Raw genomic sequence first — 24,682 nt, forward strand, 5'->3', positions numbered from 1 at the left:
CCTACCCCGCGTCCTTCGCCTTGCCCGGCCGCCAATTGAGCAACTTGGTCACCCCCGCGCCGAGCTTGATCAGCCGCATCAGCGCGGGTTTCGGGACACCCAGCATCTCGTCGTGCCAGCGGCTCATCGTCGTCACGAAATCGAGCATGTCGGACAGGCGCGCCTTGGCCCCCGCGCTGAGGCCGGGGTCATGTTCGGCGCGTGCCACGCAGGCGCGGAGCGCCGCCTCGGCGGGATCGACTTCGCGCGCCTTGCGCCCCGCGGCGATCCGCGTCACCATTTCCCAGATGTCGGTCTCGGCCGCGAAATGGTCGCGGCGGTCGCCGAGGACGGGCACGCGGTGGATGAGCCGCCAGCCGAGCAGTTCCTTGATCGAGTTCGACACGTTCGAGCGCGCCAGACCGAGCAGGTTGGCGATCTCCTCGGCGTGCAGCGGACGGTCGGAGACGAAGAGCAAGGCATGGATCTGAGCCACCGACCGGTTGACGCCCCATTGTCCGCCGAGATTCCCCCAATGGAGAATGAACTCGGTTGCCGCCGGAGACAGTTGCGCCGTTCTTTCGTTAATTTCTGTCATAACAGAAATATCGGACAAAACAGGTTTGGAGTCAAGCGGCCGCGCGTCCGTTGTCCGGCCGCGCCTTTGCGTGTCGCTACTGACGATAGGACGTGACCACGAAAGGCCGTCGCGGACGCCCGTTCGAAACGTGGTGGGTGCGGTGACCGCTGTTCTTAGACCTCGATGATAATCCGCACCTTTTCCGGCGTCGTGCCGGCGATGCGCGCGATTTCCTCGCGGCTTTGCGCGAGCTTTTCGTGCAACTGTCCTGTCGGGCCGCTCGTCAGCAGCTCGGCGGTCGAAAGGCTGAGCAGCGCGGCGATGGCATGGATCCGGCTGACCTTGGGGCGCGACCGATCCTGTTCCCAGCTGCACACCGCAGCGGTACTCACCGAAAGCGCGGCCGCGAATTCGGACTGGGTAATACCCTTTGCGCTGCGCAGCCGCCGCAGGCGGGCGCCGAAACTTTCAGCAGAAATATCCTGGCGCCGAACCTGATCCATGACCTCGTGATGACAGAAATTTTAGCAGATGAGAAGCATTATCAAGTAAACTTAAGTTAATTTCGCTTTGTTTTCAATTCGAAATGCTTCAAATGCGCGACCGAGCGCGTGTTCCTGTCAATCCAACGCACGAAAAAGGGCGGCGATCCTTGCGGACGCCGCCCTTGATTCGATTCGGGACCGGAAGCTCAGGCGGCTTCCATATCCTCGTCATATTGCTCGACCGGACCCGAGTCCTGGCCCTTGGCATCGACGTCGCGGTCGACGAATTCGATGATCGCCATCGGCGCCGCGTCCGAAGCGCGGATGCCAGCCTTGATGACGCGCGTGTAACCGCCGTTGCGGTCCTTGTAACGCTCGGCGAGGACGTCGAACAGCTTCACGAGCTGCGTGTCGTCCATCAGGCGGCTGTTGGCGAGACGGCGATTGGCAAGCCCGCCGCGCTTGGCGAGCGTGACCAGCTTTTCGACATAGGGGCGCAGTTCCTTCGCCTTGGCGAGGGTCGTCGTGATCTGCTCATGCTTGATGAGCGAGGCCGACATGTTGCGGAACAGGGCCGTGCGGTGCGCGCTGGTGCGCTGAAGCTTCCGGCCACCCGATTTATGACGCATAATCCATTCCTTCGTTTGTCAGAGGGGCCGTTCGAGGTACCCCAAGCCAGGCCCACTTGAGGGGGAGCCCTTTGCCCTTCGTGTTCCCCGGCGAAAGCCGCGGCCCATATACGCTTGCGACTGGACCCCGGCTTTCGCCGGGGAACAGTTTGAGATCAGCCGAGAAGTTCCTGTTCGAGCTTCTTGGCCATTTCCTCGATGTTCTCGGGCGGCCATCCGGGGATGTCCATGCCGAGGCGCAGGCCCATCGACGACAGCACTTCCTTGATTTCGTTCAGGGACTTGCGGCCGAAGTTCGGGGTGCGAAGCATTTCGGCTTCGGTCTTCTGGACCAGATCGCCGATGTAGATGATGTTGTCGTTCTTGAGGCAGTTGGCGCTGCGGACCGACAGTTCGAGCTCGTCGACCTTCTTGAGAAGGAAGCGGTTGAGCTGGTTGACGTCCGACTCGTCGGCGGTGGTCGACGGCGCGGCCATGCCGATCATGCCGCTGTCGTTCATCGCTTCTTCGAAGTGGACGAAGACCTGAAGCTGGTCCTGAAGGATGCGCGCGGCGTAAGCGACGGCGTCTTCCGGGGTCACCGTACCGTCGGTTTCGACGGTCAGGTTCAGCTTGTCATAGTCCAGCTCCTGACCGATGCGAGCATTGTCGACCTTGTAGGCGACCTGGCGCACCGGCGAGTAGAGCGAGTCGACCGGGATCAGGCCGATCGGCGCGTCGGCCGGGCGGTTGGCGGTCGCGGGGACATAGCCCTTGCCGGTGTCGGCGACGAGTTCCATGTTCAGCGTCGCGCCGTCGTCGAGGTGGCAGATGACATGGTTCGGGTTCATCACCTTGATGTCGCCCGACACCATGATGTCGCCGGCCTTGACGGTCGCGGGACCGGTCGCCGAAAGCTGCAGCCGCTTCGGGCCTTCGCCTTCCATCTTGAGCGCGATCTGCTTCACGTTGAGCACGATGTCGGTGACGTCTTCACGCACGCCGGCCAGGCTCGAGAATTCGTGCAGCACGTTCTCGATCTTGATCGACGTGATGGCCGCACCCTGGAGCGACGAGAGCAGCACGCGGCGCAGCGCGTTGCCGAGCGTCAGGCCGAAGCCGCGCTCGAGCGGCTCGGCGACGAAGGTCGCCTTGCGCTTGCCGTCGCTGCCAGCCTTGATTTCCAGGTTGCTGGGCTTCTTCAATTCCTGCCAGTTCCGGATATTGACAGTCATGGACTTCCCTTTGCTTTGGGCGGGACGGGCGGGGATCGGCCACCTGTCCAGCGAGGATTTTATGCGGGCGGCGCTCCGGCGGAGCGCGCCCGTAGAGACGTCAGACGCGGCGGCGCTTGGCCGGGCGGACGCCATTGTGCGGGATCGGCGTCACGTCGCGGATCGACGTGATGTGGAAACCGACCGCCTGCAGGGCGCGGAGGGCCGATTCACGACCCGCGCCGGGGCCCTTGACCTCGACTTCGAGGGTACGGACGCCATGTTCGGCGGCCTTCTTGCCGGCGTCTTCGGCGCACACCTGAGCGGCATACGGGGTCGACTTGCGGCTGCCCTTGAAGCCCATCATGCCGGCGCTCGACCAGGCAATCGCATTGCCCTGCGCGTCGGTGATGGTGATCATCGTGTTGTTGAAGGTCGCGTTGACGTGGGCGACGCCCGACGAGATATTCTTGCGTTCGCGCCGACGAAGACGCTGCGGTTCACGAGCCATGATATATTCCTAACCTAATCCTGAATGGCCGGCGGTGGGCACTGGGCCGCTGCCCCGGCAGGGAAAGCAAGGAAGCGCGCCGGAAGGGCGCGCTCGACCTTACTTCTTCTTGCCGGCGATCGGCTTGGCCTTGCCCTTGCGGGTGCGCGCATTGGTGTGCGTACGCTGGCCACGAACCGGCAGGCCCTTGCGATGACGCAGGCCGCGATAGCAGGCGAGGTCCATCAGACGCTTGATGTTCATCGCCGTGTTGCGGCGAAGGTCACCCTCGACCGTGTGGTCGGCGTCGATCGCTTCGCGGATCTGCAGCACTTCGGCGTCGCTGAGGTCCTGAACGCGACGCGTGTGGTCGATGCCCAGCTTGTCGGCGATGTCGACGGCGGTCTTGCGGCCGATGCCGTGGATATAGGTGAGCGCGATGATCACGCGCTTGTTGGTGGGCAGGTTGACGCCCGCAATACGTGCCATTTATTCTTTCTCCTGCTCCACAGGGCGGCTGGCAATCGGCCCCATCTCAAAGCGTCTGATTTCCAACGCAAAAAACGGACCACGATGCGCAGGCGCGCTTCGCCGTCCGGTCAAGATGTCGGAATGGATGGGCAATTAGGGTGAGTCGCGCGCAAAGTCAAGGGAAGTGCGGCGGATCGCACCAACTCCTCCCTGTCGCGAAGCGATGGGGAGGTGATCAGGGTTGCGACGTAAGCGCGACCGCGCGATCGTGCAAGCGCTCGACGACGGCCCGGTGGATTCCGGGGGCGCAAGCGATGACGCCAAAGGCCTGCGCGCGCGGGGTGTTGAAGACGAGCGGCTGGCCGAAGGCATCGGTGACGGTCGCCCCCGCCTCGGTGCCGATCAGCGCTGCGGCGGCCACATCCCATTCGAAACCCCAGCGCAGCGTCGCCACCAGATCGGCGCGGTCGTCGGCGACCAGCGCCATGCGCAGCGCGATGCTGTTCGGTTTGGTGACCATGACGAGGTCACGGTCGATTTTCGGCAGGCTGTCGGCGGGAACGCGCGCACCGTCGAAACTCGTGCGGCGGCTCGCCTGCAGCGGCTCGCCGTTGAGAAGCGCCCCCTTGCCCTTTTGCGCAACCCACAGTTCATCAAGCGCGGGCGCGTAGAGCACGCCCAGCTCGACCGCACCGTCGACGACGAGCGCGACCGACACTGCCCAGCCGGGGCGGCCACGAATGAAATCGCGGGTGCCGTCGATCGGGTCGACGCACCACATCGCGCGGCGCGACAGGCGGTCGGCGCTGTCGGCGGTTTCCTCCGACAGCCAGCCGGCTTCGGGCACCATCGCGCCGAGCACCGCCTTCAGCCGCGCATCGACCGCGAGGTCGACGTCGCTGACCGGGTTGTCGTGCGACTTGTTCCAGACGTTGACCGCCTGCCCCTCGCCGCGCCAGCGCGCCATCGCCATGTCGCCGACCTCGCGCGTCGCGGCGATCACCGCCTCGAGATTGCGACCCGGCACCCGCCGTTTGCCTAGCTGCTCGCGACGGTCATGCCGTCGATGCGGAGGGTGGGAACGTTGGTGCCGTGGCGGAACACCAGGTCGTCGGCGGGAATGAGCGCGGCGAACATGTCGACGAGGTTGCCGGCGACGGTGAATTCGGCGATCGGCCCGGCGATCTCGCCATCGCGGATGACGAAACCCGACGCACCGCGGCTATAGTCGCCGGTCACCGGATTGACCCCCTGCCCGATCAGTTCGGTCAAGTAGACCCCCGTCTTGATATCGGCGATCAGCGCCGTGGGCGACTGGCTGCCCGGCGCCAGATGCAGGTTGCTCGCGCTCACCCCCGATGCGCCGCCGCCACGGCTCGCATGGCCGGTGGGTTCGAGGCCGAGTTGCTTCGCCGAGGCGGTGTCGAGCAGCCAGCCGGTGATCTTGCCGCCGGTCACGATATCGCGCGCCGCGGTCGGCAGGCCCTCGCCGTCGAAGGCGCGGCTGCGCAGGCCGCGCGGCCGGTGCGGCTCGTCACGGATGACGATGCCGCTGTCGAACAGTATGCTGTCTTCCTTGCCGAGCAGGAAGCTGGTTCCGCGCGCGATCGCGGGACCGGCGATCGCGCCGAGCAGATGGCCGACGATGCTGCTGCCGACCCGCGGATCGATGACGACCGGGACTTTGCCGACCGGCGCCTTGCCGGGATTAAGGCGCGCGACGGCGCGCGTGCCGGCGCGCGCGCCGATCTCTGCCGCACTTTCGAGGTCGCCCAGATAATGCGCGCTATGCCAGCCATAGTCGCGCTGCATGCTCGCGCCCTCGCCCGCGATGACGCTTGCCGACAGGCTGTGCCCGCTCGATCCATAGCCGCCGACGAAGCCATGGCTGGTCGCGAGCGCGAAGCGGGTGCGGCTGTGGCTCGCGGTGCCGCCTTCGCTGTTGGTGACCCCGGCGACGGCGCGCGCGGCCTCTTCGACCGCCAGCGCCGCTTCGCGCAGCGCCTGGGGATCGGCCTCGCTGCCGTCGTCGAGATCGAGGTCGGGCGCCGGGCCGCGCATCAGCCGGTCCTGCGGCGCGAGGCCGGCATAGGGATCCTCGGGCGCCTCGCGTGCCATCGCGACGCAGCGCTCGACCAGCTTGGCGAGTTCGCCCGCATCCATGTCGGCGGTCGACACGCTGGCGCTGCGCTGGCCGACGAAGACGCGGAGCGCAATATCCTGCCCTTCGGAGCGCTCGACATCCTCGAGCGCGCCGAGCCGCATCGAGACCGAGGTCGCGGCGTTGCAATAATAGAGGGCATCGGCGGCGTCGGCGCCGGCTTTGGTCGCGGCGTCGCACATCATCTGCGCGCGGTCGAGGGCTTCGGCAACAGTCAGCATGGCCGCGCCCTATACGGCGCAGGCGTGGGCGTCAAAATCTAAGTCTGTGAGCGAGAGCTCAGCGGGTGATCGCGGCGATGGCGTCGGTTGCTGCCATTGCGCCGCTGACCCACAGGAAGGGCAGCGTCAGTGCCGCGACCCACAGGCGGCGCACGTCGCGGCGAAAGCGCGCGTGCAGGCCCCAGCTTGCAAGCGCCTGACGGCTGAGATGATACCAGCGCCGCTCGGTCGAGCGAGCGACGGGAAGCGCGAGCGCAAGCAGCACGACCAGTGCGACGACGATCAGCGCCGAAGGGGCGCCCGCGGCGATCGCGCTCGACACCAGCCAGATCTGCAGCGCGGCAAAGGCGATCAGGGCGGCCGCCGTGTGCAGCGTCATCCGGCGTCCGAGGCTGCGCGCGGGAGGCACGCTGGCCGATGAGCGCCGGAACAGGCGCGGTCCGAATGTCGATGCCATTATCAGCCTCCCCGGCCGGCGATTCCCAGAAACGCCAAGTTTTCAGCCAAATATTACCTCGTCAAGACAGGCTGCCAGCGAAACGTTAATTTTTGCACTCGGTTCACCCCGGATTCGCAACAAAAGTGCGCCGGGCTGCAAAAAACGGCGGCCGAAACCCCACATCGCGATCATTTCAGGGTGAAAAAAGGGCAACCCGGCGCGCGCTGCGGCCGAATCGCGCGATCAGTGCTGCGGCGGCACGGGGAGCGGCTCCGCATCGGCGCCGCTTTCGTCCGCAGTTGCGGGTGCAGGCGCCATGCCGCCGGCCTGGCGCTCCAGCTCTTCGGCGGCGCGCTGGCGTTCCTGCAGCGCCTTTTCCTCGGCGACCACCGCGGCTTCGACCTCGTCGGCGGCGGCGTCGATACCGGCGATACGCTTTGCGCGTTCATCGGCGATCATCGCCTGCCAGTCGGTCTTGTCGGCCGCCTTGCGTTCGGCCTTGGCACCCTCGACGAGCGCCCGGGTGCAACCGGTGAAACCGCCGAGACCCGTCGGCGAACAGCTGTCGGTGCCGAAGCGGCCGACGCGTTCGACCGCGACGATCTTGTTCGCCCAAGCTTCGTTGCGCGGATCGAGCGGGCTGCCGCCACGGAAGATCTGCGGCACGCGATAGCGTTCGGTTTCGGGCAAGCGGTTGCAGACGACGATTTCGTCGGGGCTCGACTGTTCGCACTTGTCGTCGCCATAGACGATGACCTGGTTGATCTTTTCGCCGTCGACCGTCGTTTGCTGCGCTGCGGCGGGCACGGCGGCGGCGCTGCCGGCAAGGATCAACGCGAACAGGGGGAGGCGGGTCATCGATCGTTCCTTCATCATGTCGTGCCCTCTGGCATCGGAGTCCTGCATCCGTGCTGAACGGGCAGGCAGGTCACACTCTATCAGATACGTTTCGACAGCGCGATGGCTGCACGGCAACCGGCGCGAATGGCAAGGCTGAGCAGCGGATAGCCGGGCGCCTGTTCGGCCCCCGAAGCGAGCGCCTTTTCCTTATGCTCGAGCTCTTCGGCACGGAAGTCGGCAACCGCAGTGCTGAGTTCGGGGTCGCTGTCCGCAAGTTCGTCGAGCTGGTCGCGGTAGTGGCGGTCGATCTCGGTCTCCACCGCGGCGGTGCATGCCATCGCCGCGCGCGGCCCCATCGCGGCAGTCACCGCGCCGAGGGCGAAGCCCGCGACGTTCCAGACCGGCTGCAACGCGGTGGGGCGCACGCCGCGCCGCGCCACCATCGCGTCGAAGAATTTGCGGTGCCGTTCTTCCTGCTCGGCCATATGCGCGATCTCGCGCGCCATCGGATGGCGGTCGCCCATCACCGCGAGCTGCCCGGCGTAGATGCGCGTCGCGCCATATTCGCCGGCCTGATCGACGCGGATCATCGAGGCGGTGCGCTTATTGGTCATCGGACGGCCTTTCCGCGGCGAAGCAGCGCGAGGACGAAGGCAGCGCCGGCGAGCGAGAAGATCGCGTTGAACCCGGCGAGCGAAATGCCCGCCAGCGTCCATTGCGGCACGTCGCAGCGGGTGATCGGCGCGGCCATGATGTCGTCGAGCGAAATCGGCCCGCTCGCGGTCGTGCTGCACGTCGTCAGCCCTTCCCACCAGCCATATTCGACCCCGGCGTGGAAGATGCCGATCGCACCGCTGACCGCAATCGCGAGCGCGGCGAGGATGGTGAGCAGGCGCATCGCGCCGTCGTTGCGGCGCAGCAGCAGCGCGAGCGCCGCGAGCGGCATCGCCGCCTGATGCGGCCAGCGCTGCCAATAGCACATTTCGCATGGGTGCAGGCCAAAGCCATATTGCGACACGAGCGCGCCGCCATAGAGGAGCAGCGGCACGGCGAACGCCACGACCGGCGCAGCAAGACGCGAATTCAGCATCGCTTAGCGGCTCAATTGCGCTGCGCGGGCTTGGCAGCGGGCGGCTTCGTGCCCTGCGCCACGCGCGTCGCTGCCGGTCCGATCCGGCCGATCGTCTGCAGCGCGTAATAGAGCTGATAATCCTCGATGCCCTTGGCCTTGAGCTGCTCGGCAGTCTGGCTGAAGCGCGGATCGGTCTTCTCGTCCTTTTCGAGCAGCCCGTCGTCGACCTTTTTCTCGTTGATCAGATGGCGGCGCAGGTCGCTCTCGCGGAACTTCGGCCGCGACGCATAGTCGGGGTCCGAAAGCTGCGGCACGCGAATGTCGGGCGCGATGCCGCCCTCCTGCACGCTGCGACCCGAAGGCGTGTAATAGCGGGCGGTGGTCAGGCGCAGCGCGGTGGTGTCGGTCAGCGGCAGCACCGTCTGGACCGATCCCTTGCCGAAGCTGCGTTCGCCCATCACCAGCGCGCGGTGCTGGTCCTGCAAGGCGCCGGCAACGATTTCCGAGGCCGAGGCCGAACCCGAATCGATCAGCACGACGACCGGAGCGCCCTGCGCCGCATCGCCCGGTTCGGCGAAATAGCGTTCGATATCGCCCTTCTTGCGTCCGCGCTGCGAGACGATTTCACCGCGTTCGAGGAACAGGTCGCTGATCCCGACCGCTTCGTCGAGCAGCCCGCCGGGGTTCGAGCGGAGGTCGAGGATCCAGCCGCGCGGTTTCTTGCCGAGCGACTTTTCGACCGCGAGCATCGCAGCCTTGACGTCGGTCGTCGCGTCGGCGGAGAAGCTCGCGACCGTCAGCACGCCGACGTCGCCCTTCACTTCCCACTTGACCGGTTTCAGGTCGATGATTTCGCGCGTCAGCGACAATTCCATCGGCTTGTCCTGGCCTTCGCGCACGACGGTGATGTCGATCTTGGTGCCCGGGCGCCCCTGCATCTGCTCGACCGCTTCGTCGAGGGTGAGGCCGAAGATGAGCTGGCCGCCGATGTGGGTGATGAAATCGCCGGCCTTGATCCCGGCGCGCGCCGCCGGGGTGTCGGCCATCGGCGCGATCACCTTGACCACGCCGTCCTCCATCGTCACCGACAGGCCTAGCCCGCCATATTGGCCGTCGGTCTGGGTCCGCAGCGTCGAATAACCGCGCTTGTCGAGATAGCCCGAATGCGGGTCGAGGCTGGCGAGCATGCCGTTGATCGCGCCTTCGATCAGCTTGTCGTCGCTGACCGGCTCGACATAATTGGCCTTCACCTCGAGATAGACGTCCATGAAGCGCGCGATTTCCTGCTGCGTCGAGGCATCGACGCTGGCCATCGCGCCGGTCGCGAGCGGGATCAGCGCCAGCGTGCTGAGCGCGGCCGCTCCCTGCCAGAGCGCGAAGCGGCGCTTGGGAGTGGCGGAAATCTTCGTCGTTTCGGTCATGATCGTCTTTCGGACATGCGGGCCTTTGCCGCCTTATAAACCCCGGCGCGCCAACCTCCAACGCATTTGCGCGGGCGTCAAGCGCGACATCCCGATACGGTTCAATTGCCGAACCGGGGCTTAATGCCGCCTAACCCAGCATCTGCGCGACATCGACCGGACGGCCGCCGCGGCGCAGTTCGATCGTGATGCGGCTGTCGTCCGACCCGGCGCGGCCGATCGGGGTGCCGGCGTCGACCGTATCGCCGACCCCGACCGACAGGCCGATCATCCCGGTGAGCAAGGTCGTCCAGCCGCCGCCATGGTCGATGATGACGATCTTGCCATAGCCGCGATAGTCGCCCGCATAGCTCACATGGCCGGGGGCGGGCGCGACGACCTGCCCGCCCGGCTGCGCAGCAACGGTCAGCCCGCGCGAACGCACGCCGCTTTCATTGACCTCGCCAAGCCCCGCGACGATGCGTCCGACGACGGGCAGGCGATAGGCGCCCCGCGTCAGTTCGGGTTCGGCGGCGACGGGCGGTGCGGCATTCGGCGCCGCGCTGGCGGGGTTGCGAGGGCGCGGGACGGGGCCGGACAGTTCGGCAAGCTCGGCGCGCACCGCACCATCTTCTTCGAGTGCGTCCATCAATTCGACGATATCGCGCGCCTTTTCGCCGAGGCCGAGCGCGCGGTCGGCCTCGAGCCGGGCGCTGCTCATCAGGTCGCGCGACCGCAGCCGGCCTTCGTTCTCGAGCCGGGTCAGCGCGTCGCGGCGCGCCGCAAGCTGGGTCCGGCTCGCGCCAAGCGCCTGCAGCGCCACCGATTGCTGCCGCCGAATCGTGCGCAGCGCGCCAAGCTCGCGGCGGACGCCGGCGGTGCGGCGCTCGATCACCGGCATCACCGCGTCGAGCACCGCGCGGGCATGGACCATGTCGGTGAGTGATCCAGGCTGCGCCAGCACGCTTACCGGAGGCTGGCGGCTCAATTGCTGGAGCGAAGCGGTGAGTTCGAGCAGCGGCTGCTGCTGCTCGGCGAGCCGCGCCTCCTGCGCGGCCAGCCGCCGCCGGACAAGCGCGACGCGCGCCTCGCCGGCGCTGATGTCGGCTTCGGCCGACTGGATGCGCGCGGCGAGCGCGGCGCTGCGCTTCTTCAGCCGGTCGGCTTCGCTGAGTGCCGCGGTCGCCTGTCGTTCCAGCGTCGCGCTCCGCGCCATCGCTTCGGCCGATTGCTGCTTGGCGGTCAGCAACTGCTCGCGTTCGCGCGCCGCGATCGCCTGCGGATCGAAGACGTCGCTTTGTGCCACGGCAAGCGCGCCGCCGCCAGCGGCGGCGAGGATCGCGAGCGCGGCAAAGGCGCGCCTCACTGCCGGCCCTCGCGGTGATAGGGATGGCCCGCGACGATGCTCGTCGCACGCCACAATTGCTCGGCGAGCATCGCGCGCGCCATCAGATGCGGCCAGGTCGCGCGGCCGAAGGCGATGACCTTGTCGGCGCCTTCGCGCTCCTCTGGCGTAAAACCGTCGGCGGCGCCGAGGCAGAAGCGCGCCTCGCGCACCCCGCCGTCGCGCCATTTTTCGAGGAGCCGGGCAAATTCGAGCGACGACATCTGCTCGCCACCCTCGTCGAGCAATATGGTCCGGCTGTTGTCGGCGGGAAGCGGTATGCGCCCGCCGGTATCGGGAAGTTCGCTGATCTTCTGCGCCCAGGTCACGCGCTTCATATAGCGCTCGACCAGCTCGGCCTCGGGTGAGCGCCCGATGCGCCCGCGCGCGATGATGTGCAGCAACATGACGTTTTCGTTCACCTTCGGTGAAAGCGGCACCAGCCCGCTCCCCCTCCGCCCGATGACGACGCGTGGCGTCGGAGGGCCTCCCTGACGATAGTAGCCTATGGGAGGCCGGGAGGGGGAGCGGGCTGGTGCCGCTTCTGTTCGGGCGTTAGGCCGAACAGAACATAGACGTCAATTCGCTGCTGCAACCGGCGGCGCGTCGCCGAACGACCACATGCGTTCGAGGTTGTAGAAGCTACGCACCTCGGGACGGAACAGATGGACGATGACGTCGCCCGCGTCGATCAGCACCCAATCGGCGTTGGGAAGTCCTTCGACGCGAACGCTGCGGCCCGCTTCCTGCTTGATCCGCTGCGCCAGCTTGTCGGCGATCGCCGAGACATGGCGCGTCGACCGGCCGCTCGCGATCACCATATGATCGGCGATGCTGCTCTTGCCGGCAAGCGGGATGGAGATGGTCTCCTGGGCCTGGTCCTCGTCCAGCTGGTGGAGGATCAGCGCGTGGAGCGCGTCCACGCTATCATTGGCGGGTGCGGCGCCGGAGGCGGCCCCCTGGGTGGCGGAGATCAAATGCGTCCTTTCCTGATCGGTTCCACCAGCCATGAACGCGTCAGCGGGTCGCGCATCGCGCGGCCTTCATAGCGTTCGAACCAGCGGGGGTTGGCCTGCCGTATCGCAGTCGCGGATCGCACATCGGGCGAAAATCGCAAGAACACGAGGGCGGGCGGTCTCCAGTCTGTCCAATGCTTCTTCTGGTCTGCGGGCCGGACAAAGCGCCGCAGCCATCCCATCGCACGTCTTGCATGGGCGCGGTCATTATAGCCCGGACGCGCGACAACCGCAATCGGCATGAGTCGGGCAATTCCCCGCCAGTCGCGCCATTGGGGCAACTGGACCAGATTGTCGGCGCCCATGATCCAGATGAACCGCCGGTCGGGGTAGCGGCGCACCAGCTTCTTCAGCGTGTCGATGGTATAACGCGTGCCAAGCTCGGCCTCGATCGCGGTCGCGCGGATCGGCGCGCGGCGTGCCATGTGCTGCGCCGAGCCGAGCCGCGCGGGGAGCGACGCCATGCCGGCCTTGGGCTTCAGGGGATTGCCGGGCGACACCAGCCACCAAAGCTCGTCGAGATCGAGCGCATCGATCGCATTGAGGCTGATCGCGCGATGCCCGCCATGCGCGGGATTGAAGCTGCCGCCGAGGAGGCCGGTGGTGATCACAGGCTTTTTTTCCGGCCGCCACGCTCGTGGAGAAAGCTCAAGGCTTGATCACCCGCGGCATCGTAAAACATGATCGCCCCGACTCTTTCGCGCGCCGAAGCATAAGGCCGCGCGACACCATAACTTCGCGATAGCTCTTGTAATATTTGTCCCTCAAACGGTCCGATATCCGCGCTTCGCACCAACCGGCGAAAGGCGTCGCCGAGAGGCAGGCATTGAACAGCATGAGCTCGCTCGTCGAAAAGTTCCTCGAAAGAAGCTGATGTTGTGAAATCTGAGAGGCTGCACGCTCGGCAAGCATTTCGTGTTTGGCAAAGATCTTGTCGAATTCAACCCAACGCTGGCTTCCCTCGGGCGATTGCGCGGGGGGCGTATCGCTCGGGCGAAATGCCGACGCATCGACAACAAAGCAGTTCGGCTCATGCGCCCGTGAGCTTATCATCGGCGCTTGCGCATCGGTCCTGATGTCGGAATAACCGATGGTCTGGGCAAGACGCTCTGCCAAGATCCACTGGGCTTCTTCCTTCTTCTCACCGTCGTTGGCGCGCAGCAGCATCACCGTGTCGCGGACGATCAACCAGAGGAAGGGCGTGGCGGCGATCACGGCGGCCAGTACAGACCAGCAAAGCCATTTCCTGACTTGCGGTCGTGCGGCGGCCGTCAAAGCCGGACCTGTCCCGTACCGCGCACCAGCCATTTATAGGTGGTGAGCCCTTCCAGCGCGACCGGGCCACGCGCGTGGAGGCGGCCGGTGGCGATGCCGATCTCCGCGCCTAGGCCGAACTCGCCGCCATCGGCGAACTGTGTCGAGGCATTGTGCATGACGATCGCGCTGTCGACTTCGGCGAGGAAGCGTTCGGCCGTCGCGGCGTCTTCGGTGACGATCGCGTCGGTGTGGCGGCTCGAATGCGCGTCGATATGGGCAAGCGCGCCGGCGAAGCCGTCGACCTGCCCGATCGAGACGATCGCGTCGAGATATTCGCAGTCCCAGTCGCCCGCCGTCGCGGGTTCGACATGCGGGCTGAGCGCCGCGATGGCCTTGTCGCCGCGCACTTCGCAGCCCGCCGCAATCAGCGCATCGACGATCGCGAGCGGCGCCGAATAGGCGCGGTCGATCAGGATCGTCTCGGTCGCGCCGCAGATGCCGGTGCGGCGCATCTTGGCGTTGACGGCGAGTTCCACCGCCTTCGCGGGATCGGCCGCGGCGTCGATATAGAGATGGTTGATCCCGTCGAGATGCGCGAGCACCGGCACGCGCGCCTCGTCCTGGACGCGCGCGACAAGGCCCTTGCCGCCGCGCGGGATGATGATGTCGACCAGCCCCTGCGCGCGAAGCAGCGCGCCGACGGCGGCGCGATCCTGCGTCGGGACGAGCTGCACCGCATCGGCGGGCAGGCCCGCTTCTTCTAGGCCCGCGACGAAAGCGGCGTGGATCGCGCGGTTCGAATGGACTGCTTCGCTGCCGCCGCGCAGGATCACCGCATTGCCCGACATCAGGCCAAGCGCCGCGGCGTCGGCGGTGACGTTGGGGCGGCTTTCATAGATGATGCCGACGACGCCCAGCGGCACGCGGACGCGGCTCAGCTCCATGCCGTTCGGTCGCACGCTGCGCTCGATTTCGGCGCCGACCGGATCGGGCAGCGCCGCGACCGCTTCCACCGCATCGGCGATGCCCGCCAGCCGGCCTTCGTCGAGCCGCAGCCGGTCGAGCAGCGCGGCGGTGAGGCCGGCGGTCTTTCCCGCCGCCATGTCGCGCGCGTTGGCTTCCAATATCACCGCCGCCTGCGCCCGGAGCTGATGCGCAGCGGCGTGCAGCGCCGCAGCCTTGTCGGCAGTCGGCGCGACGCCAAGCCGTTTCGCGGCGGCGCGCGCGCGCGCGCCCATCTCGGCGATCAGCGTGGCGGCATCGGCCAGCGGCGGCAGGGTCAGGGCTTCGGCGTTCATCGCGCCGCCCTATCACGCTTTGCGGCGGCGGTGAAAGTCCCGTTGCGCCATCGGCGCGCGCTGCTACCTAGGGACGATGAGCGGGGATATCGAGGCAATCGGCGCGGCGGTGACCGCGGGGCTGGCGGGACATGCGGTCGAACCGCGCCATGGCGGCGACGCGGCGCATGGCGGCGCGCGCTGCCTCAACTGCGGAACCAGCCTCGCCGGTTCGCACTGCCATCATTGCGGGCAAAAGGCCGACATTCATCGCAGCTTCGGCGCGATCGGCCACGACCTTGTCCACGCGATCTTCCATTTCGAGGGCAAGATCTGGAACACGCTGCCGCTGCTCGTCTGGCGGCCGGGCGACCTGACGCGGCGCTATATCCATGGCGAGCGTGCGCGCTTCATCTCGCCGCTGGCGCTGTTCCTGTTCGCGGTGTTCCTGACCTATGCCGTGCTGGCGATGGTCGGCAGCGGCGGGGGCGTCGGCGAGGAACTCAGCAAGGCCGCCGCCGAGCAGACGCGCACCGCGGCGATCAAGGACAGCATGCAGCAGGAGGTCGACCGGATCGACGCCGAACTGGCGAAACCGGGGCTCGCCGCTGGCTCCCGGCGCGAACTGGAGACCGAACGCGACGTGCTGCAGAAGAGCGCCGATTATCTCGGCGTCGCGCGCAGCCGCAGCAAGACCGAACGCGCCGCCGATCGCGCCGCCGGCCCGCCGGTCCTCGACGATCCCGCGGCGCAGATAAAGACCAGCGCCGATTTCATCTCGCAGAACAAATATGACACCGGGGTGGCGTTCATCGACCACGGCCTCGCGAAGGCGTTCGCGAACCCCGCGCTCGTCCTCTACAAACTCCAGGCCAACGCCTATAAATTCGCCTGGGCGCTGATCCCGCTATCGCTGCCCTTCATGTGGCTGCTCTATCCGTTCAGCCGCCGCTTCCACACCTATGACCATTTCGTCTTCGTCACCTATTCGATCTCGTTCATGCTGCTGCTCTTCGTCGTCGTGCGGCTGTTCAATCTGACACTGCTTGGCGAAATCGCGACCTTCTGCGCGATGCTTTACGCGCCGTTTCACATGTACCGGCAAATCCGCGGCGCCTATCGCGCGTCGTGGTTCGGGGCGCTGGCGCGCACGACATTATTGCTGTTCTTCAGCCTGTTCGCGGTGATCACCTTCATGCTGCTCCTGCTGGCGCTGGGGGTGATGGGATAGACGGCGAGACGTAACAAAAGGCGGGCAGGACCAGACAGGCCCGCAAATCCGCAAAGGAGAGAGGCGATGCATCGGCTGTGGGGCGAGATGGACAGGCGCCTGCTGATCAAGCTCGGTACCGCGGGGCTTGCGGCGCTGACCTTGCCCGGCGCGGCCAAGGCGGCGATGGCGGAAGGTTTTACCCACGGCGTCGCGAGCGGTGAGCCGGGGCCTTATTCGGTGCTGCTGTGGACGCGCTATGCCGCGGCGAACGACACCGCGCTGACCGCCGAGCTTTCCGAAAGCGCCGATTTCGCGCGCATCGCGGGCGGCGGCACGGTGACGGCGGCCGGCGCGCGCGATCATACCGCCAGACTGCTCGTCGACGGGCTCGAACCCGGGCGCTGGTATTTCTATCGCTTCATCGCTCCCGACGGGACGACATCGCCGACCGGGCGGACGCGGACGCTGCCTGCGGGACCAGCGAGTGCCTTCACCCTCGCGCTCTTCTCCTGCGCCAACATGCCCTTCGGCTGGTTCAACGCCTATGCCCATGCCGCCGCCCGAAACGACATCGACCTCGTCGCGCATGTCGGCGACTATCTCTACGAATATCGGGTCGGCGACTATCCGTCGCTGCGGGATGCGGTGCCGGGCCGCGAGGTGCAGCCCTCGCACGAACTGATCGCGCTCGCCGATTATCGCCTCCGCTATGCCGCCTATCGCAGCGATCCCGACCTGCAACGGCTGCACCAGTTGTTCCCGATGATCGCGCAATGGGACGATCATGAATTCGCCAACGACACATGGAAGGGCGGCGCCGAGAACCACAACGAGGGCGAAGGCGAATGGCGCGCCCGCGAAGCGGCGGCCGAGCGGGCCTATCGCGAATGGATGCCGGTCGCCGACACGCGCTGGCGCCACTATCAGGTCGGCGACCTCGCGACGATCTTCCTTCCCGAAACGCGGATCACCGCGCGCGACAAGCCGTTCGAGATCGAGGAGATCGTTGCGGGCGGCGGCGACGCGGCGGCAAAGCTCAAGCGCTTTGCCGAAACCGCCTATCGCGATCCGGCGCGCCAGTTGCTCGGCGGCGATCAGGAAAAATGGCTGTTCGACGGCTTTGCGGCGTCGGTGAAGGCCGACACGCGCTGGCAGGTCTGCGCGCAGCAGATCGTCATGGGCAGCCTGTTCACGCCGCCCGAATCGGCGGGCTGGTTCGGCGCCAATCCGCCCGACATCGTCCGCCGCCGCGTCGCCGCGGCACAGCTCGCGGCGAAGGTCGGGCTGCCGCTCAACCTCGATGCATGGGACGGCTATCCGGCGGCGCGCGATCGCCTGCTCGCGGCAGCACAGGCGGCCGACGCCGATCTCGTCACGCTTGCGGGTGACAGTCACAATGCCTGGGCCTTCGACCTGTCGCACGACGGACGCCCCGCCGGGATCGAGGTCGGCGGCCACAGCGTCAGTTCGCCGGGGTTCGAAGCCTATACGCCGGAGATTCCCGACGCGACGCGCGTATCGGCGCTCCGCGCCTCGTCGCCGCAGCTCAAATGGGCCAATACGCAGGACCGCGGCTATGTCTCGGTCGCGCTGACGCGCGATCGGGTCACCGCGAACTGGCACAATATGACGGACATTCGCACCCGCAATCCGGCGCTTTCGGGGACGCACAGCATGACGGCCGAACGCGGGCGGCGAGCGTATAGCACCACTTGACTCATTCATAACCCAATGGTTATGAGAAATCCATAACCAGAAAGTTATGAATGCCGATGACCGCATCCCCCGACCTGCTGTTCCGGGCGCTCGCCGATCCGACGCGGCGGGCGCTCTTCGAACGGCTTTGCCTCGACGGCGAACAGACCGTCGGAACGCTCACCGCCGGGGCCGGCATTTCGCAGCCGGCGGTGTCCAAACATCTCGGCGTGCTGCGGCAGGCGGGGCTCGTCGTCGACCGCCACGAAGGGCGCCAGACCCACTATCGCGCGCAGCAGCGTGCGCTTGCGCCGCTGGTCGACTGGACCGGCCGGATGGCGCCGTTCTGGGAGGCGCGCTTCGACGATCTCGAAGATTTTCTGAAAAGGATGGATCAATGACGGCGATCGAACTGCGCAGCGTGACCGTCGAGCGCGACATTCCGCATCCGCCCGAAAAGATCTGGCGGGCGCTGACGACGCAGCATCTGATCGAGGAATGGCTGATGAAGAACGACTTCGGGCTCGACCTCGGCCACCGGTTCCAGTTCTGCGGCGACTGGGGCCATGTCGATTGCGAGATCCTCGATGTCGATCCGGGCCGCAGCCTGTCCTACACTTGGAATTATGCGCACGACGATCCGGCCTATCGCCTCGACAGCAAAGTGACCTTCACGCTCGAACCGAGCGGATCGGGCACGTTGCTGCGCATGGAACAGGTCGGCTTCCGCCCCGATCAGAAACAGGCGTTCGGCGGCGCCAAGAGCGGCTGGCGCATCCATCTCGAAAATCTCGAGAAGCTCGTCGCCGGGCTCGATTGAAGATTGGCGAAGGAGAAGAAGCGATGACCGGCAAGTCCCCGAAACTCCTCTCGGGCGGCAATCCGCAGATTCCGAAAGGCTATGGCGACGCGCCGGTGCAGGCCTATATCGCCGCGATGCCCGGGTGGAAGCGCGCGGTCGGCGAACGGATCGACGCGCTGATCGAAAAGGCCGTCCCGGGCGCCGAAAAGGCGGTCAAATGGAACTCGCCCTTCTATGGCATGGAAAAGGACATCTGGTTCGTGTCGTTCCATTGCTTCGACAAATATATCAAAGTGAGCTTCTTTCGCGGCGGGTCGCTCGATCCGGTGCCGCCGGTCGCATCGAAGGTCGCAGACACGCGCTATTATCATATCCACGAGGATGATTTCGACGAGGTGCAATTCGCCGACTGGGTGAAACAGGCGAGCACGCTGCCGGGAGAGAAAATGTGAGCGCTGACGACAATCCCTCCGACCTCATCGATGCGCGGATCGCAAAGCTGGACGACTGGCGCGGATCAGCGCTCGCCAGGATGCGCGCGCTGATCCGCGCGGCCGAGCCCGAGGTCGCCGAAACGGTGAAGTGGCGCAAGCCGTCGAACCCGACGGGCGTGCCCGTCTGGGAGCATGGCGGCATCCTCTGCACCGGCGAGACCTACAAGGACAAGGTCAAGTTCACCTTCGCCCGCGGCGCCGCGCTCGACGATCCGGCGCGCCTGTTCAATTCGAGTCTCGACGGCAATGTCCGGCGCGCGATCGACATTTTCGAAGACGACGCGATCGACGAAAAGGCGTTCAAGGCGCTGGTCCGCGAAGCGGTGGCGCTCAACGCATCGAAAGCGCCGCGGAAATAGGGGTGGTGCCGGGTTAGCTTCGCGCATCGACGGCTCTCGGCCGGGAGTGGACGTAAGTCGTTTGGAATTCCTCAATTGTGTCATTCCCGCGAAAGCGGGAACCCAGGGCGGGTTTACACTACTCTGGGTCCCCGCTTTCGCGGGGATGACAAAAGTTGGCAACGTCCGCTTCCCACCCCAAAGTGATCTATCTACCGCTACGCCTTCAACCCGATCTCGCGGAGCCGTTCCTGCAGATAGGTATCGGCGGTAATCGGATCGGGATAAAGGTCGGGGTGCGCCGCATCGACGCAGCTTGCCAGCGTCTCGATCGGATAATCGGACCGGAAGTGCAGGAAGAAGGGCATCGAATAGCGCGCGAGGCCGGCCCGCCCCGCGTCGGGATTGCGGACGCGGTGGGTGGTCGACGGCAGGCGGTTGTTGGTCAGCCGCTGGAGCATGTCGCCGACATTGACCGCCATCGCCCCCGGCGGCGGATTGACCGGCAGCCAGCTGCCGTCCTTGTCGAGGATTTCGAGCCCCGCCTCTTCGGCGCCGAGCAGCAGCGTGATCGTGTTGATATCCTCATGCGCCTCGGCGCGGATACCCTTCGCGGGGGCGGCGACCGGCGGATAGTGGAGCAGGCGCATCACGCTGTTCCCGTCGGCGATCGTGTCGTCGAAGAAGTCGGGAGCGAGCCCCAGATAGCGCGCGATCCCCGACAGGAGCCGCGCGCCGACGCGGTCGAACTCGGCAAAGAGCTTGTCATAGACGGTACGGAAACCCGTAACCTCGGCGGGCCAGACATTGTTCGGCTGTTGCGCCGCGAGCCGGTGCCCCGGCGGCAGGTCGCGCCCGACGTGCCAGAATTCCTTGAGATCGACCTCCTTCGCCCCCTTCGCGATCTCGGTACCGAACGGCGTATAGCCGCGCGCGCCGCCGCCGCCGGAGATATGATAGGCGCGCTTCACCTCCTCGGGCAGCGCGAAGAAGGCTTTCGCCTTGTCCCACGCCTCGTCGATCAGCGCCGGGTCGATGCCATGATCGGTGATCATCGCGAAGCCGAAGCGCTCGAAGGAGGCGCCGAAAGCGCGGGCGAATTCGTCGGCGGGAAGCGACATCGAGATTGTGGGTACGGCGGCAGTCATGATCTGGATCCATATGGGGCGGCCGATGCCGCGATTCTGCTTCCGCATGTAGGGCGACCGGCGCTGCGGCGAAAGAGGCTCGCTCTTTTCAAACCGGCGATCGTTGCTAAGAGAGCGGCATGGCAAAGCAATATTGGCTGATGAAATCCGAACCCGACGCCTATGCGTGGGAACAGCTCGTCGCAGACGGCACCGGCATGTGGGACGGGGTGCGCAACCACACCGCCAAGCTCAACCTGATGGCGATGAAGAAGGGCGACGAAGCGCTTTTCTATCACAGCAATATCGGCAAGGAATGCGTCGGGATCATGAAGATCGTCGAGGAAAGCTTCCCCGACCCGACCGCCGAAAAGGGCGCGCCCTGGGTGGTGGTGCGCGTCGAACCCGTCCGCGCGCTGAAGCATCCGGTGACGCTGGCGGCGATCAAGGCCGATCCGAAGCTCGCCGACATGGACCTGATTCGCCAGTCGCGCCTGTCGGTCGGGCGCGTCACGCCCGACGAGTGGAAGCATATCCTCAAGAAATCGGAGAAGCCCGCGGGCTGATTATTTGCGCAGCTTCGACTGCATATGCTGCGTCACCGACGGATGCAGCGGGCTGACGAACTCGCAGCCGCAATTGGTTTTGTCGACACGGCGAACGACCGCTTCGAGCAGTTGCAGCCCGGGCAGGTTGACCCACAGATGCGTGTCGACCGCGGGCGGCGAGTAAGAGAAGAAGCGAAAGCCCGTCGCCGACAGGTCGAACAGGTCGACGTCGAACGGGTTCATGCCGGCCACGCGCAGGCGGGCCCGCGCTGAAACATCGGTGCGTGCGGCGCGGCGGCCGTCGGGGGCGGATTGAGCGATGCTGCTGTTGTTACCCGGCACGGTTAGCGATCCCTGAAGCGATTCGATTCGGGCTTTTCTACTCCGCCGATGGTTACCGTTGTGTCAAAACACGTGGTGAAATCTTCGGGTTAAGGCGGGGTGTCGCCGACCGTCATTAACTGGCTGGGAAAGGCGGATACGAGCGCTTTCGCCTCGCGCCAGTCGGCCGACAGCCAGCGACCATAATCTTCGGCATGGATGATGACCGGCATCGCGCCCGGACGGTGATGCGCGACCAGCCGATTGGCCTCGGTGGTGACGATCGCAAATCCGGGCCAATCCTCGATCTGCCGCTGGATTCCGGCGAAGGCGAAGATGCGGCGCGACGATACCGAAAACCAGTGCTGCCGCTTCGCACCCGCCGCCCCCGACCAGGCGGGAAATGCCGTCGCGGGGACAAGGCAGCGCAGTTCGGGATGGCGCAGCGTGCCGATCCAGAACGGGCTTTCAAGGTTACGCACCGTGGTTACCGGCTGCGTTCCCTGCGGTGGCGGCGGAACGCCCCATAATTTCGGACGCAGATATCGCCGGGCTCCGCCGCGGCCGTCGCTGACGATCACCGGCGCGGGGCGCCCCGGCGCGACATAGCCGCCCATCCAAGGATCATTGCCCGCCTCGGCACCGCAGGCCGCGGCAATCGCGCTCGCCGGCGCGTCGAGGCGGTAGAGGCTGGTCATGTCGGACGCGCTAATCGATCCCGCGAACCCGCCCGCGCCCAGTCTTTACCGTGCTGCGCGCTTTCTTGCTGTCGACGCGCTTCGCCTTTGCCGCCTTGCTCGGCTTCGTTTTGACGCGGCGTTGGGGGCGGACGAGCGCAGCGTCGATCAACTCGCCGAGCCGCGCCCGCGCATCGGCGCGGTTGGCTTCCTGGGTGCGGTAGCGGCGCGCGAGGATGACCAGTTCGCCTTCGCTTGTCATCCGGCTTCCTGCCAGTGTTTTCAATCGCTTGTAGGCATCGGGCGCCAGGCCGAGCGCGTAGACGTTGACGCGAAGCTGGCACGCGGTTGCGACCTTGTTGACATTCTGACCGCCCGGACCCGATCCCGCGAGGAACTTCTCGCTGATCGCGCTTTCGGGAATGTCAGCCACGGGTCGGCTCCGCACCCTCCGGCGCGGCAAAGCCCAGTGCGACGAAGCTTTCCGGAAAGGGCGCCTCGGCGATTATTGGCGGCTTGACGTCACGTTTTACGACCAGCCTTTCGGCGTGAAGCAGCGTGCGCGTCCTTGTGCCGCCACGCCCGTAAACCGGATCGCCGACGAGCGGAAAGCCGAGCCCTTCGAGGGCGTGGACGCGGAGCTGATGGGTGCGGCCGGTTTCGGGGCGAAAGCGGAGCAGGCTGCGGCCATTGGCAACAGCGAGCTTCTCCCAATGCGAGACCGACGGCTTGCCTTTCGGATCGACGACCATGCGCCAACCCTCTTCGGCGGTCGATACCTTGCCGAGCGGCAGGTCGATCGTGCCGCCGTCGCCGTCGGGCACGCCATCGACGATCGCGAGATATTGCTTCTCGACCTCGCGATTCTCGAACGCGCGCGTGAAGCGGCCGTGCGCCTTCGGATTGCGGGCGAGCAGTAGGCAGCCCGACGTGTCGCGGTCGAGCCGGTGGACCGCGAGCGGCCAGCGCTTGAAACCGAAACGCAGGCCGTCGAGATGATTCTCAAGGCTGAGGCTGCCGTCGCGCGGCGCGTCGACAGGCAGGCCGGCAGGCTTGTCGATGACGAGGGCCTCGCCGTCGAGGAACAGGACACGGTCTGAAAGGAGCATGGCGCGCTATAGGGCGGCGGCTTCTCCACCGAAAGCGTAAACGTCCATCGCGAGCAGGCCGTAGGTGACGCTGGCGTGCAGGCGCTCGGCAGCGAACGGCTCCCCGCCCGCGCCCATCGCGACGAACAGCGGCAGGATATGGTCGGGGGTCGAGTGATTGTCGCGGCCGTGCGGCGCGCGCTCGACTGCGCCCAGGATATCGTCGACGGCGCCCGCCGCCATGCGATCGGCGAGCCAGTCGGTGAAGCCGGTGACCCACGCCGGCGCGGGCGCGTCGATCGGTAGGCGTGCGGAAAACAGTGCACGCAGATTGTGGGTCATGCTGCCCGATCCGATGATCAGTACGCCCTCGTCGCGCAAAGGAGCGAGGGTCTGGCCGAGCGCATAATGCCATTCGGGGCTGGCGTTCGACGCGATCGAGAGCTGGACCACGGGGACATCGGCATCGGGATAGACCAGCGACAGCGGTACCCACGCGCCATGATCGAGTCCGCGATCGGGGTCGGCAGTGACAGCGAGGCCGTGCCCCGCGAAAAGCTCGACAATGCGCACGGCCAGCGCCGGATCGCCCGGCGCGGGATAGCGCATCGCGAACAGCTCGTCCGGAAAACCGCCGAAATCGTGGATTGTCGGCGGCGCGGGCGAGGCCGTTACCGTTGCTTTGCCGTCCTGCCAGGCCGCGTCATGATGCGCCGAGACGACGAGGATCGCGCGCGGACGCGGCAACCGGACACCCAGCCCGGCGAGGAAGGTCCGCACCGGGCTGGGCTCGAGCGCCATCATCGGCGAGCCGTGCGAAACGAAAAGGCTCGGGAGACGGCGCATCGGGTCAGGCCGCCTGCTTGAGGCCGTCGATCGCCGAGGTGGCGCGGCCGACGGCTTCGCCGTCGGTCAGGTGGCCGTCGGCTGCGATGATCGTGACGTCGGTGATACCGACGAAGCCGAGGATATGCTTCAGATAGCCGCTCGCGAAATCGACCGCGCTGCCGAGCGGAACGCCGCCCGAGGCGAAGACGATGAAAGCGCGCTTACCCTTGAGCAGCCCTTCGGGGCCGGATTCGGTGTAGCGGAAGGTGCGGCGGGCGCGGGCTATCAGGTCGACCCACGCCTTGAGCGACGCGGGAATCGCGAAATTATAGATCGGCGCGGTGATGACGATCGTGTCGGCGGCTTCGAGTTCGGCGATCAGTTCGTCCGATCCCGCAAGCAGCGCCTTCTGTTCGTCGGTCCGCGCCGCCTCGTCGGTGAAATTGGCGCCGACCCAGCCTTCGGTGAGCAGAGCCGGCGGCGCGGCGTTGAGGTCGCGGCGGGTGACGGTCGCGCCATAGCCCTGTTCGACAAGGCGGTTCACCAGTTGGTCGGCGAGCAGGCGCGTCGTCGATCCTTCGTTGCGGGCGCTGGCGTCGATGCGAAGAATATGGCTCATTTCGGTTACTCCTTTGGCGGGGATGGAAGGCAAGAAGG

Annotated in this window: 32 protein-coding genes and 1 pseudogene; 7 read left to right on the forward strand and 26 right to left on the reverse strand. The window is 66.3% G+C overall.

All coding sequences use genetic code 11. From position 1 onward, the window contains the following. Window position 1 precedes the first annotated feature (1 nt). The 19 genes and pseudogenes from LH19_RS19175 to LH19_RS19265 form a co-directional block, all read right to left on the reverse strand. Window positions 2–577 (reverse strand): GbsR/MarR family transcriptional regulator, encoded by a 576-nt coding sequence (locus LH19_RS19175; protein WP_054731380.1) that lies wholly within the window; start codon window positions 575–577, stop codon window positions 2–4. Between the two features lie 155 nt (window positions 578–732). Then, a complete protein-coding gene (locus LH19_RS19180) occupies window positions 733–1,062 on the reverse strand; it encodes a helix-turn-helix domain-containing protein (protein WP_054731381.1) in 330 nt (109 codons plus the stop codon). 188 nt (window positions 1,063–1,250) lie between these two features. Next, window positions 1,251–1,673: a 50S ribosomal protein L17 gene (gene rplQ / locus LH19_RS19185; protein ID WP_054731383.1), complete on the reverse strand. Its 423-nt coding sequence runs from the start codon at window positions 1,671–1,673 to the stop codon at window positions 1,251–1,253. A 155-nt stretch (window positions 1,674–1,828) separates the two neighbouring features. Then, on the reverse strand, window positions 1,829–2,887 hold the full coding sequence (locus tag LH19_RS19190; RefSeq protein WP_054589141.1) for a DNA-directed RNA polymerase subunit alpha: 1,059 nt from the start codon (window positions 2,885–2,887) through the stop codon (window positions 1,829–1,831). Between the two features lie 100 nt (window positions 2,888–2,987). Beyond that, entirely contained in the window at window positions 2,988–3,377 is a 390-nt protein-coding gene (gene rpsK / locus LH19_RS19195; RefSeq protein WP_003040416.1) for a 30S ribosomal protein S11, read from the reverse strand. A gap of 99 nt (window positions 3,378–3,476) precedes the next feature. Next, complete coding sequence (gene rpsM / locus LH19_RS19200) at window positions 3,477–3,845, reverse strand: 30S ribosomal protein S13 (RefSeq protein ID WP_054589142.1); 369 nt, start codon at window positions 3,843–3,845, stop codon at window positions 3,477–3,479. A gap of 217 nt (window positions 3,846–4,062) precedes the next feature. After that, window positions 4,063–4,854: an inositol monophosphatase family protein gene (locus tag LH19_RS19205; protein ID WP_082395911.1), complete on the reverse strand. Its 792-nt coding sequence runs from the start codon at window positions 4,852–4,854 to the stop codon at window positions 4,063–4,065. Between the two features lie 11 nt (window positions 4,855–4,865). Next, window positions 4,866–6,209, reverse strand: a complete 1,344-nt coding sequence (locus tag LH19_RS19210) for a TldD/PmbA family protein (RefSeq protein ID WP_054731385.1) — start codon at window positions 6,207–6,209, stop codon at window positions 4,866–4,868. A gap of 58 nt (window positions 6,210–6,267) precedes the next feature. Continuing rightward, complete coding sequence (locus LH19_RS19215) at window positions 6,268–6,666, reverse strand: hypothetical protein (RefSeq protein WP_054731387.1); 399 nt, start codon at window positions 6,664–6,666, stop codon at window positions 6,268–6,270. A 225-nt stretch (window positions 6,667–6,891) separates the two neighbouring features. Next, window positions 6,892–7,506 (reverse strand): hypothetical protein, encoded by a 615-nt coding sequence (locus tag LH19_RS19220; protein WP_054733902.1) that lies wholly within the window; start codon window positions 7,504–7,506, stop codon window positions 6,892–6,894. Between the two features lie 80 nt (window positions 7,507–7,586). Further along, window positions 7,587–8,102, reverse strand: a complete 516-nt coding sequence (locus tag LH19_RS19225) for a demethoxyubiquinone hydroxylase family protein (RefSeq protein ID WP_054731389.1) — start codon at window positions 8,100–8,102, stop codon at window positions 7,587–7,589. Next, window positions 8,099–8,578, reverse strand: a complete 480-nt coding sequence (locus LH19_RS19230) for a disulfide bond formation protein B (protein ID WP_054731391.1) — start codon at window positions 8,576–8,578, stop codon at window positions 8,099–8,101. Before LH19_RS19230 ends, LH19_RS19225 begins: the two co-directional genes overlap by 4 nt. 11 nt (window positions 8,579–8,589) lie before the next feature. Then, the gene (locus LH19_RS19235; RefSeq protein WP_054589147.1) at window positions 8,590–9,981 is read right to left on the reverse strand and encodes a S41 family peptidase; all 1,392 of its coding nucleotides are present in this window, start codon (window positions 9,979–9,981) and stop codon (window positions 8,590–8,592) included. A gap of 130 nt (window positions 9,982–10,111) precedes the next feature. Continuing rightward, window positions 10,112–11,326 carry a murein hydrolase activator EnvC family protein gene (locus LH19_RS19240; protein WP_054731393.1) on the reverse strand — a complete coding sequence of 405 codons (1,215 nt, stop codon included), beginning with the start codon at window positions 11,324–11,326 and terminating at the stop codon, window positions 10,112–10,114. Further along, complete coding sequence (locus tag LH19_RS19245; protein WP_054733904.1) at window positions 11,323–11,751, reverse strand: 23S rRNA (pseudouridine(1915)-N(3))-methyltransferase RlmH; 429 nt, start codon at window positions 11,749–11,751, stop codon at window positions 11,323–11,325. Before LH19_RS19245 ends, LH19_RS19240 begins: the two co-directional genes overlap by 4 nt. Before the next feature lie 171 nt (window positions 11,752–11,922). After that, a complete protein-coding gene (gene rsfS / locus LH19_RS19250; protein ID WP_054731395.1) occupies window positions 11,923–12,354 on the reverse strand; it encodes a ribosome silencing factor in 432 nt (143 codons plus the stop codon). After that, window positions 12,318–12,974, reverse strand: a pseudogene (locus LH19_RS19255) (nicotinate-nucleotide adenylyltransferase); the annotation flags it as partial. The pseudogene LH19_RS19255 and the gene rsfS, both read right to left, overlap by 37 nt. A gap of 34 nt (window positions 12,975–13,008) precedes the next feature. Next, the gene (locus LH19_RS19260; protein WP_145923526.1) at window positions 13,009–13,635 is read right to left on the reverse strand and encodes a hypothetical protein; all 627 of its coding nucleotides are present in this window, start codon (window positions 13,633–13,635) and stop codon (window positions 13,009–13,011) included. Further along, the gene (locus tag LH19_RS19265) at window positions 13,632–14,915 is read right to left on the reverse strand and encodes a glutamate-5-semialdehyde dehydrogenase (RefSeq protein WP_054731401.1); all 1,284 of its coding nucleotides are present in this window, start codon (window positions 14,913–14,915) and stop codon (window positions 13,632–13,634) included. Before LH19_RS19265 ends, LH19_RS19260 begins: the two co-directional genes overlap by 4 nt. 76 nt (window positions 14,916–14,991) lie before the next feature. Between LH19_RS19265 and LH19_RS19270 the strand changes: the two genes are divergently transcribed. The 6 genes from LH19_RS19270 (at window position 14,992) to LH19_RS19295 (ending at window position 19,457) form a co-directional block, all read left to right on the forward strand. Then, entirely contained in the window at window positions 14,992–16,125 is a 1,134-nt protein-coding gene (locus LH19_RS19270; RefSeq protein WP_054731403.1) for a DUF3667 domain-containing protein, read from the forward strand. 66 nt (window positions 16,126–16,191) lie between these two features. After that, window positions 16,192–17,823: an alkaline phosphatase D family protein gene (locus LH19_RS19275; RefSeq protein ID WP_082395913.1), complete on the forward strand. Its 1,632-nt coding sequence runs from the start codon at window positions 16,192–16,194 to the stop codon at window positions 17,821–17,823. A 56-nt stretch (window positions 17,824–17,879) separates the two neighbouring features. Beyond that, the gene (locus LH19_RS19280) at window positions 17,880–18,203 is read left to right on the forward strand and encodes an ArsR/SmtB family transcription factor (RefSeq protein ID WP_054733909.1); all 324 of its coding nucleotides are present in this window, start codon (window positions 17,880–17,882) and stop codon (window positions 18,201–18,203) included. After that, entirely contained in the window at window positions 18,200–18,622 is a 423-nt protein-coding gene (locus LH19_RS19285; protein WP_054731405.1) for an SRPBCC family protein, read from the forward strand. Before LH19_RS19280 ends, LH19_RS19285 begins: the two co-directional genes overlap by 4 nt. Before the next feature lie 23 nt (window positions 18,623–18,645). Beyond that, window positions 18,646–19,056 carry a DUF1801 domain-containing protein gene (locus LH19_RS19290; RefSeq protein WP_054733913.1) on the forward strand — a complete coding sequence of 137 codons (411 nt, stop codon included), beginning with the start codon at window positions 18,646–18,648 and terminating at the stop codon, window positions 19,054–19,056. Then, entirely contained in the window at window positions 19,053–19,457 is a 405-nt protein-coding gene (locus LH19_RS19295; protein WP_054731409.1) for a DUF1801 domain-containing protein, read from the forward strand. Before LH19_RS19290 ends, LH19_RS19295 begins: the two co-directional genes overlap by 4 nt. A 197-nt stretch (window positions 19,458–19,654) precedes the next feature. Here the strand turns inward: LH19_RS19295 and LH19_RS19300 are convergent, their stop codons facing one another. Next, on the reverse strand, window positions 19,655–20,584 hold the full coding sequence (locus tag LH19_RS19300) for an isopenicillin N synthase family dioxygenase (RefSeq protein ID WP_054733916.1): 930 nt from the start codon (window positions 20,582–20,584) through the stop codon (window positions 19,655–19,657). Window positions 20,585–20,703: 119 nt separating this feature from the next. Here LH19_RS19300 and LH19_RS19305 point away from each other — a divergent pair, with 119 nt between their 5' ends. Further along, on the forward strand, window positions 20,704–21,129 hold the full coding sequence (locus LH19_RS19305) for an EVE domain-containing protein (RefSeq protein ID WP_054731410.1): 426 nt from the start codon (window positions 20,704–20,706) through the stop codon (window positions 21,127–21,129). Here the strand turns inward: LH19_RS19305 and LH19_RS19310 are convergent, their stop codons facing one another. From LH19_RS19310 to LH19_RS19335, 6 genes are all read right to left on the reverse strand, one after another. Next, the gene (locus tag LH19_RS19310) at window positions 21,130–21,453 is read right to left on the reverse strand and encodes a PilZ domain-containing protein (RefSeq protein WP_054731412.1); all 324 of its coding nucleotides are present in this window, start codon (window positions 21,451–21,453) and stop codon (window positions 21,130–21,132) included. Window positions 21,454–21,542: 89 nt separating this feature from the next. Beyond that, window positions 21,543–22,130 (reverse strand): SOS response-associated peptidase family protein, encoded by a 588-nt coding sequence (locus LH19_RS19315; RefSeq protein ID WP_054731414.1) that lies wholly within the window; start codon window positions 22,128–22,130, stop codon window positions 21,543–21,545. 10 nt (window positions 22,131–22,140) lie between these two features. After that, window positions 22,141–22,542 carry an alternative ribosome rescue aminoacyl-tRNA hydrolase ArfB gene (gene arfB, locus LH19_RS19320; RefSeq protein WP_054731416.1) on the reverse strand — a complete coding sequence of 134 codons (402 nt, stop codon included), beginning with the start codon at window positions 22,540–22,542 and terminating at the stop codon, window positions 22,141–22,143. Next, entirely contained in the window at window positions 22,535–23,218 is a 684-nt protein-coding gene (locus LH19_RS19325) for an RluA family pseudouridine synthase (RefSeq protein ID WP_054731418.1), read from the reverse strand. Before LH19_RS19325 ends, arfB begins: the two co-directional genes overlap by 8 nt. A gap of 6 nt (window positions 23,219–23,224) precedes the next feature. Beyond that, window positions 23,225–24,043: a DODA-type extradiol aromatic ring-opening family dioxygenase gene (locus tag LH19_RS19330; protein WP_054731420.1), complete on the reverse strand. Its 819-nt coding sequence runs from the start codon at window positions 24,041–24,043 to the stop codon at window positions 23,225–23,227. Between the two features lie 4 nt (window positions 24,044–24,047). Next, the gene (locus tag LH19_RS19335; RefSeq protein ID WP_054731422.1) at window positions 24,048–24,644 is read right to left on the reverse strand and encodes an FMN-dependent NADH-azoreductase; all 597 of its coding nucleotides are present in this window, start codon (window positions 24,642–24,644) and stop codon (window positions 24,048–24,050) included. Between the last annotated feature and the right edge of the window lie 38 nt (window positions 24,645–24,682).

It is taken from the genome of Sphingopyxis macrogoltabida (assembly GCF_001314325.1).
GTDB lineage: Bacteria > Pseudomonadota > Alphaproteobacteria > Sphingomonadales > Sphingomonadaceae > Sphingopyxis > Sphingopyxis macrogoltabida.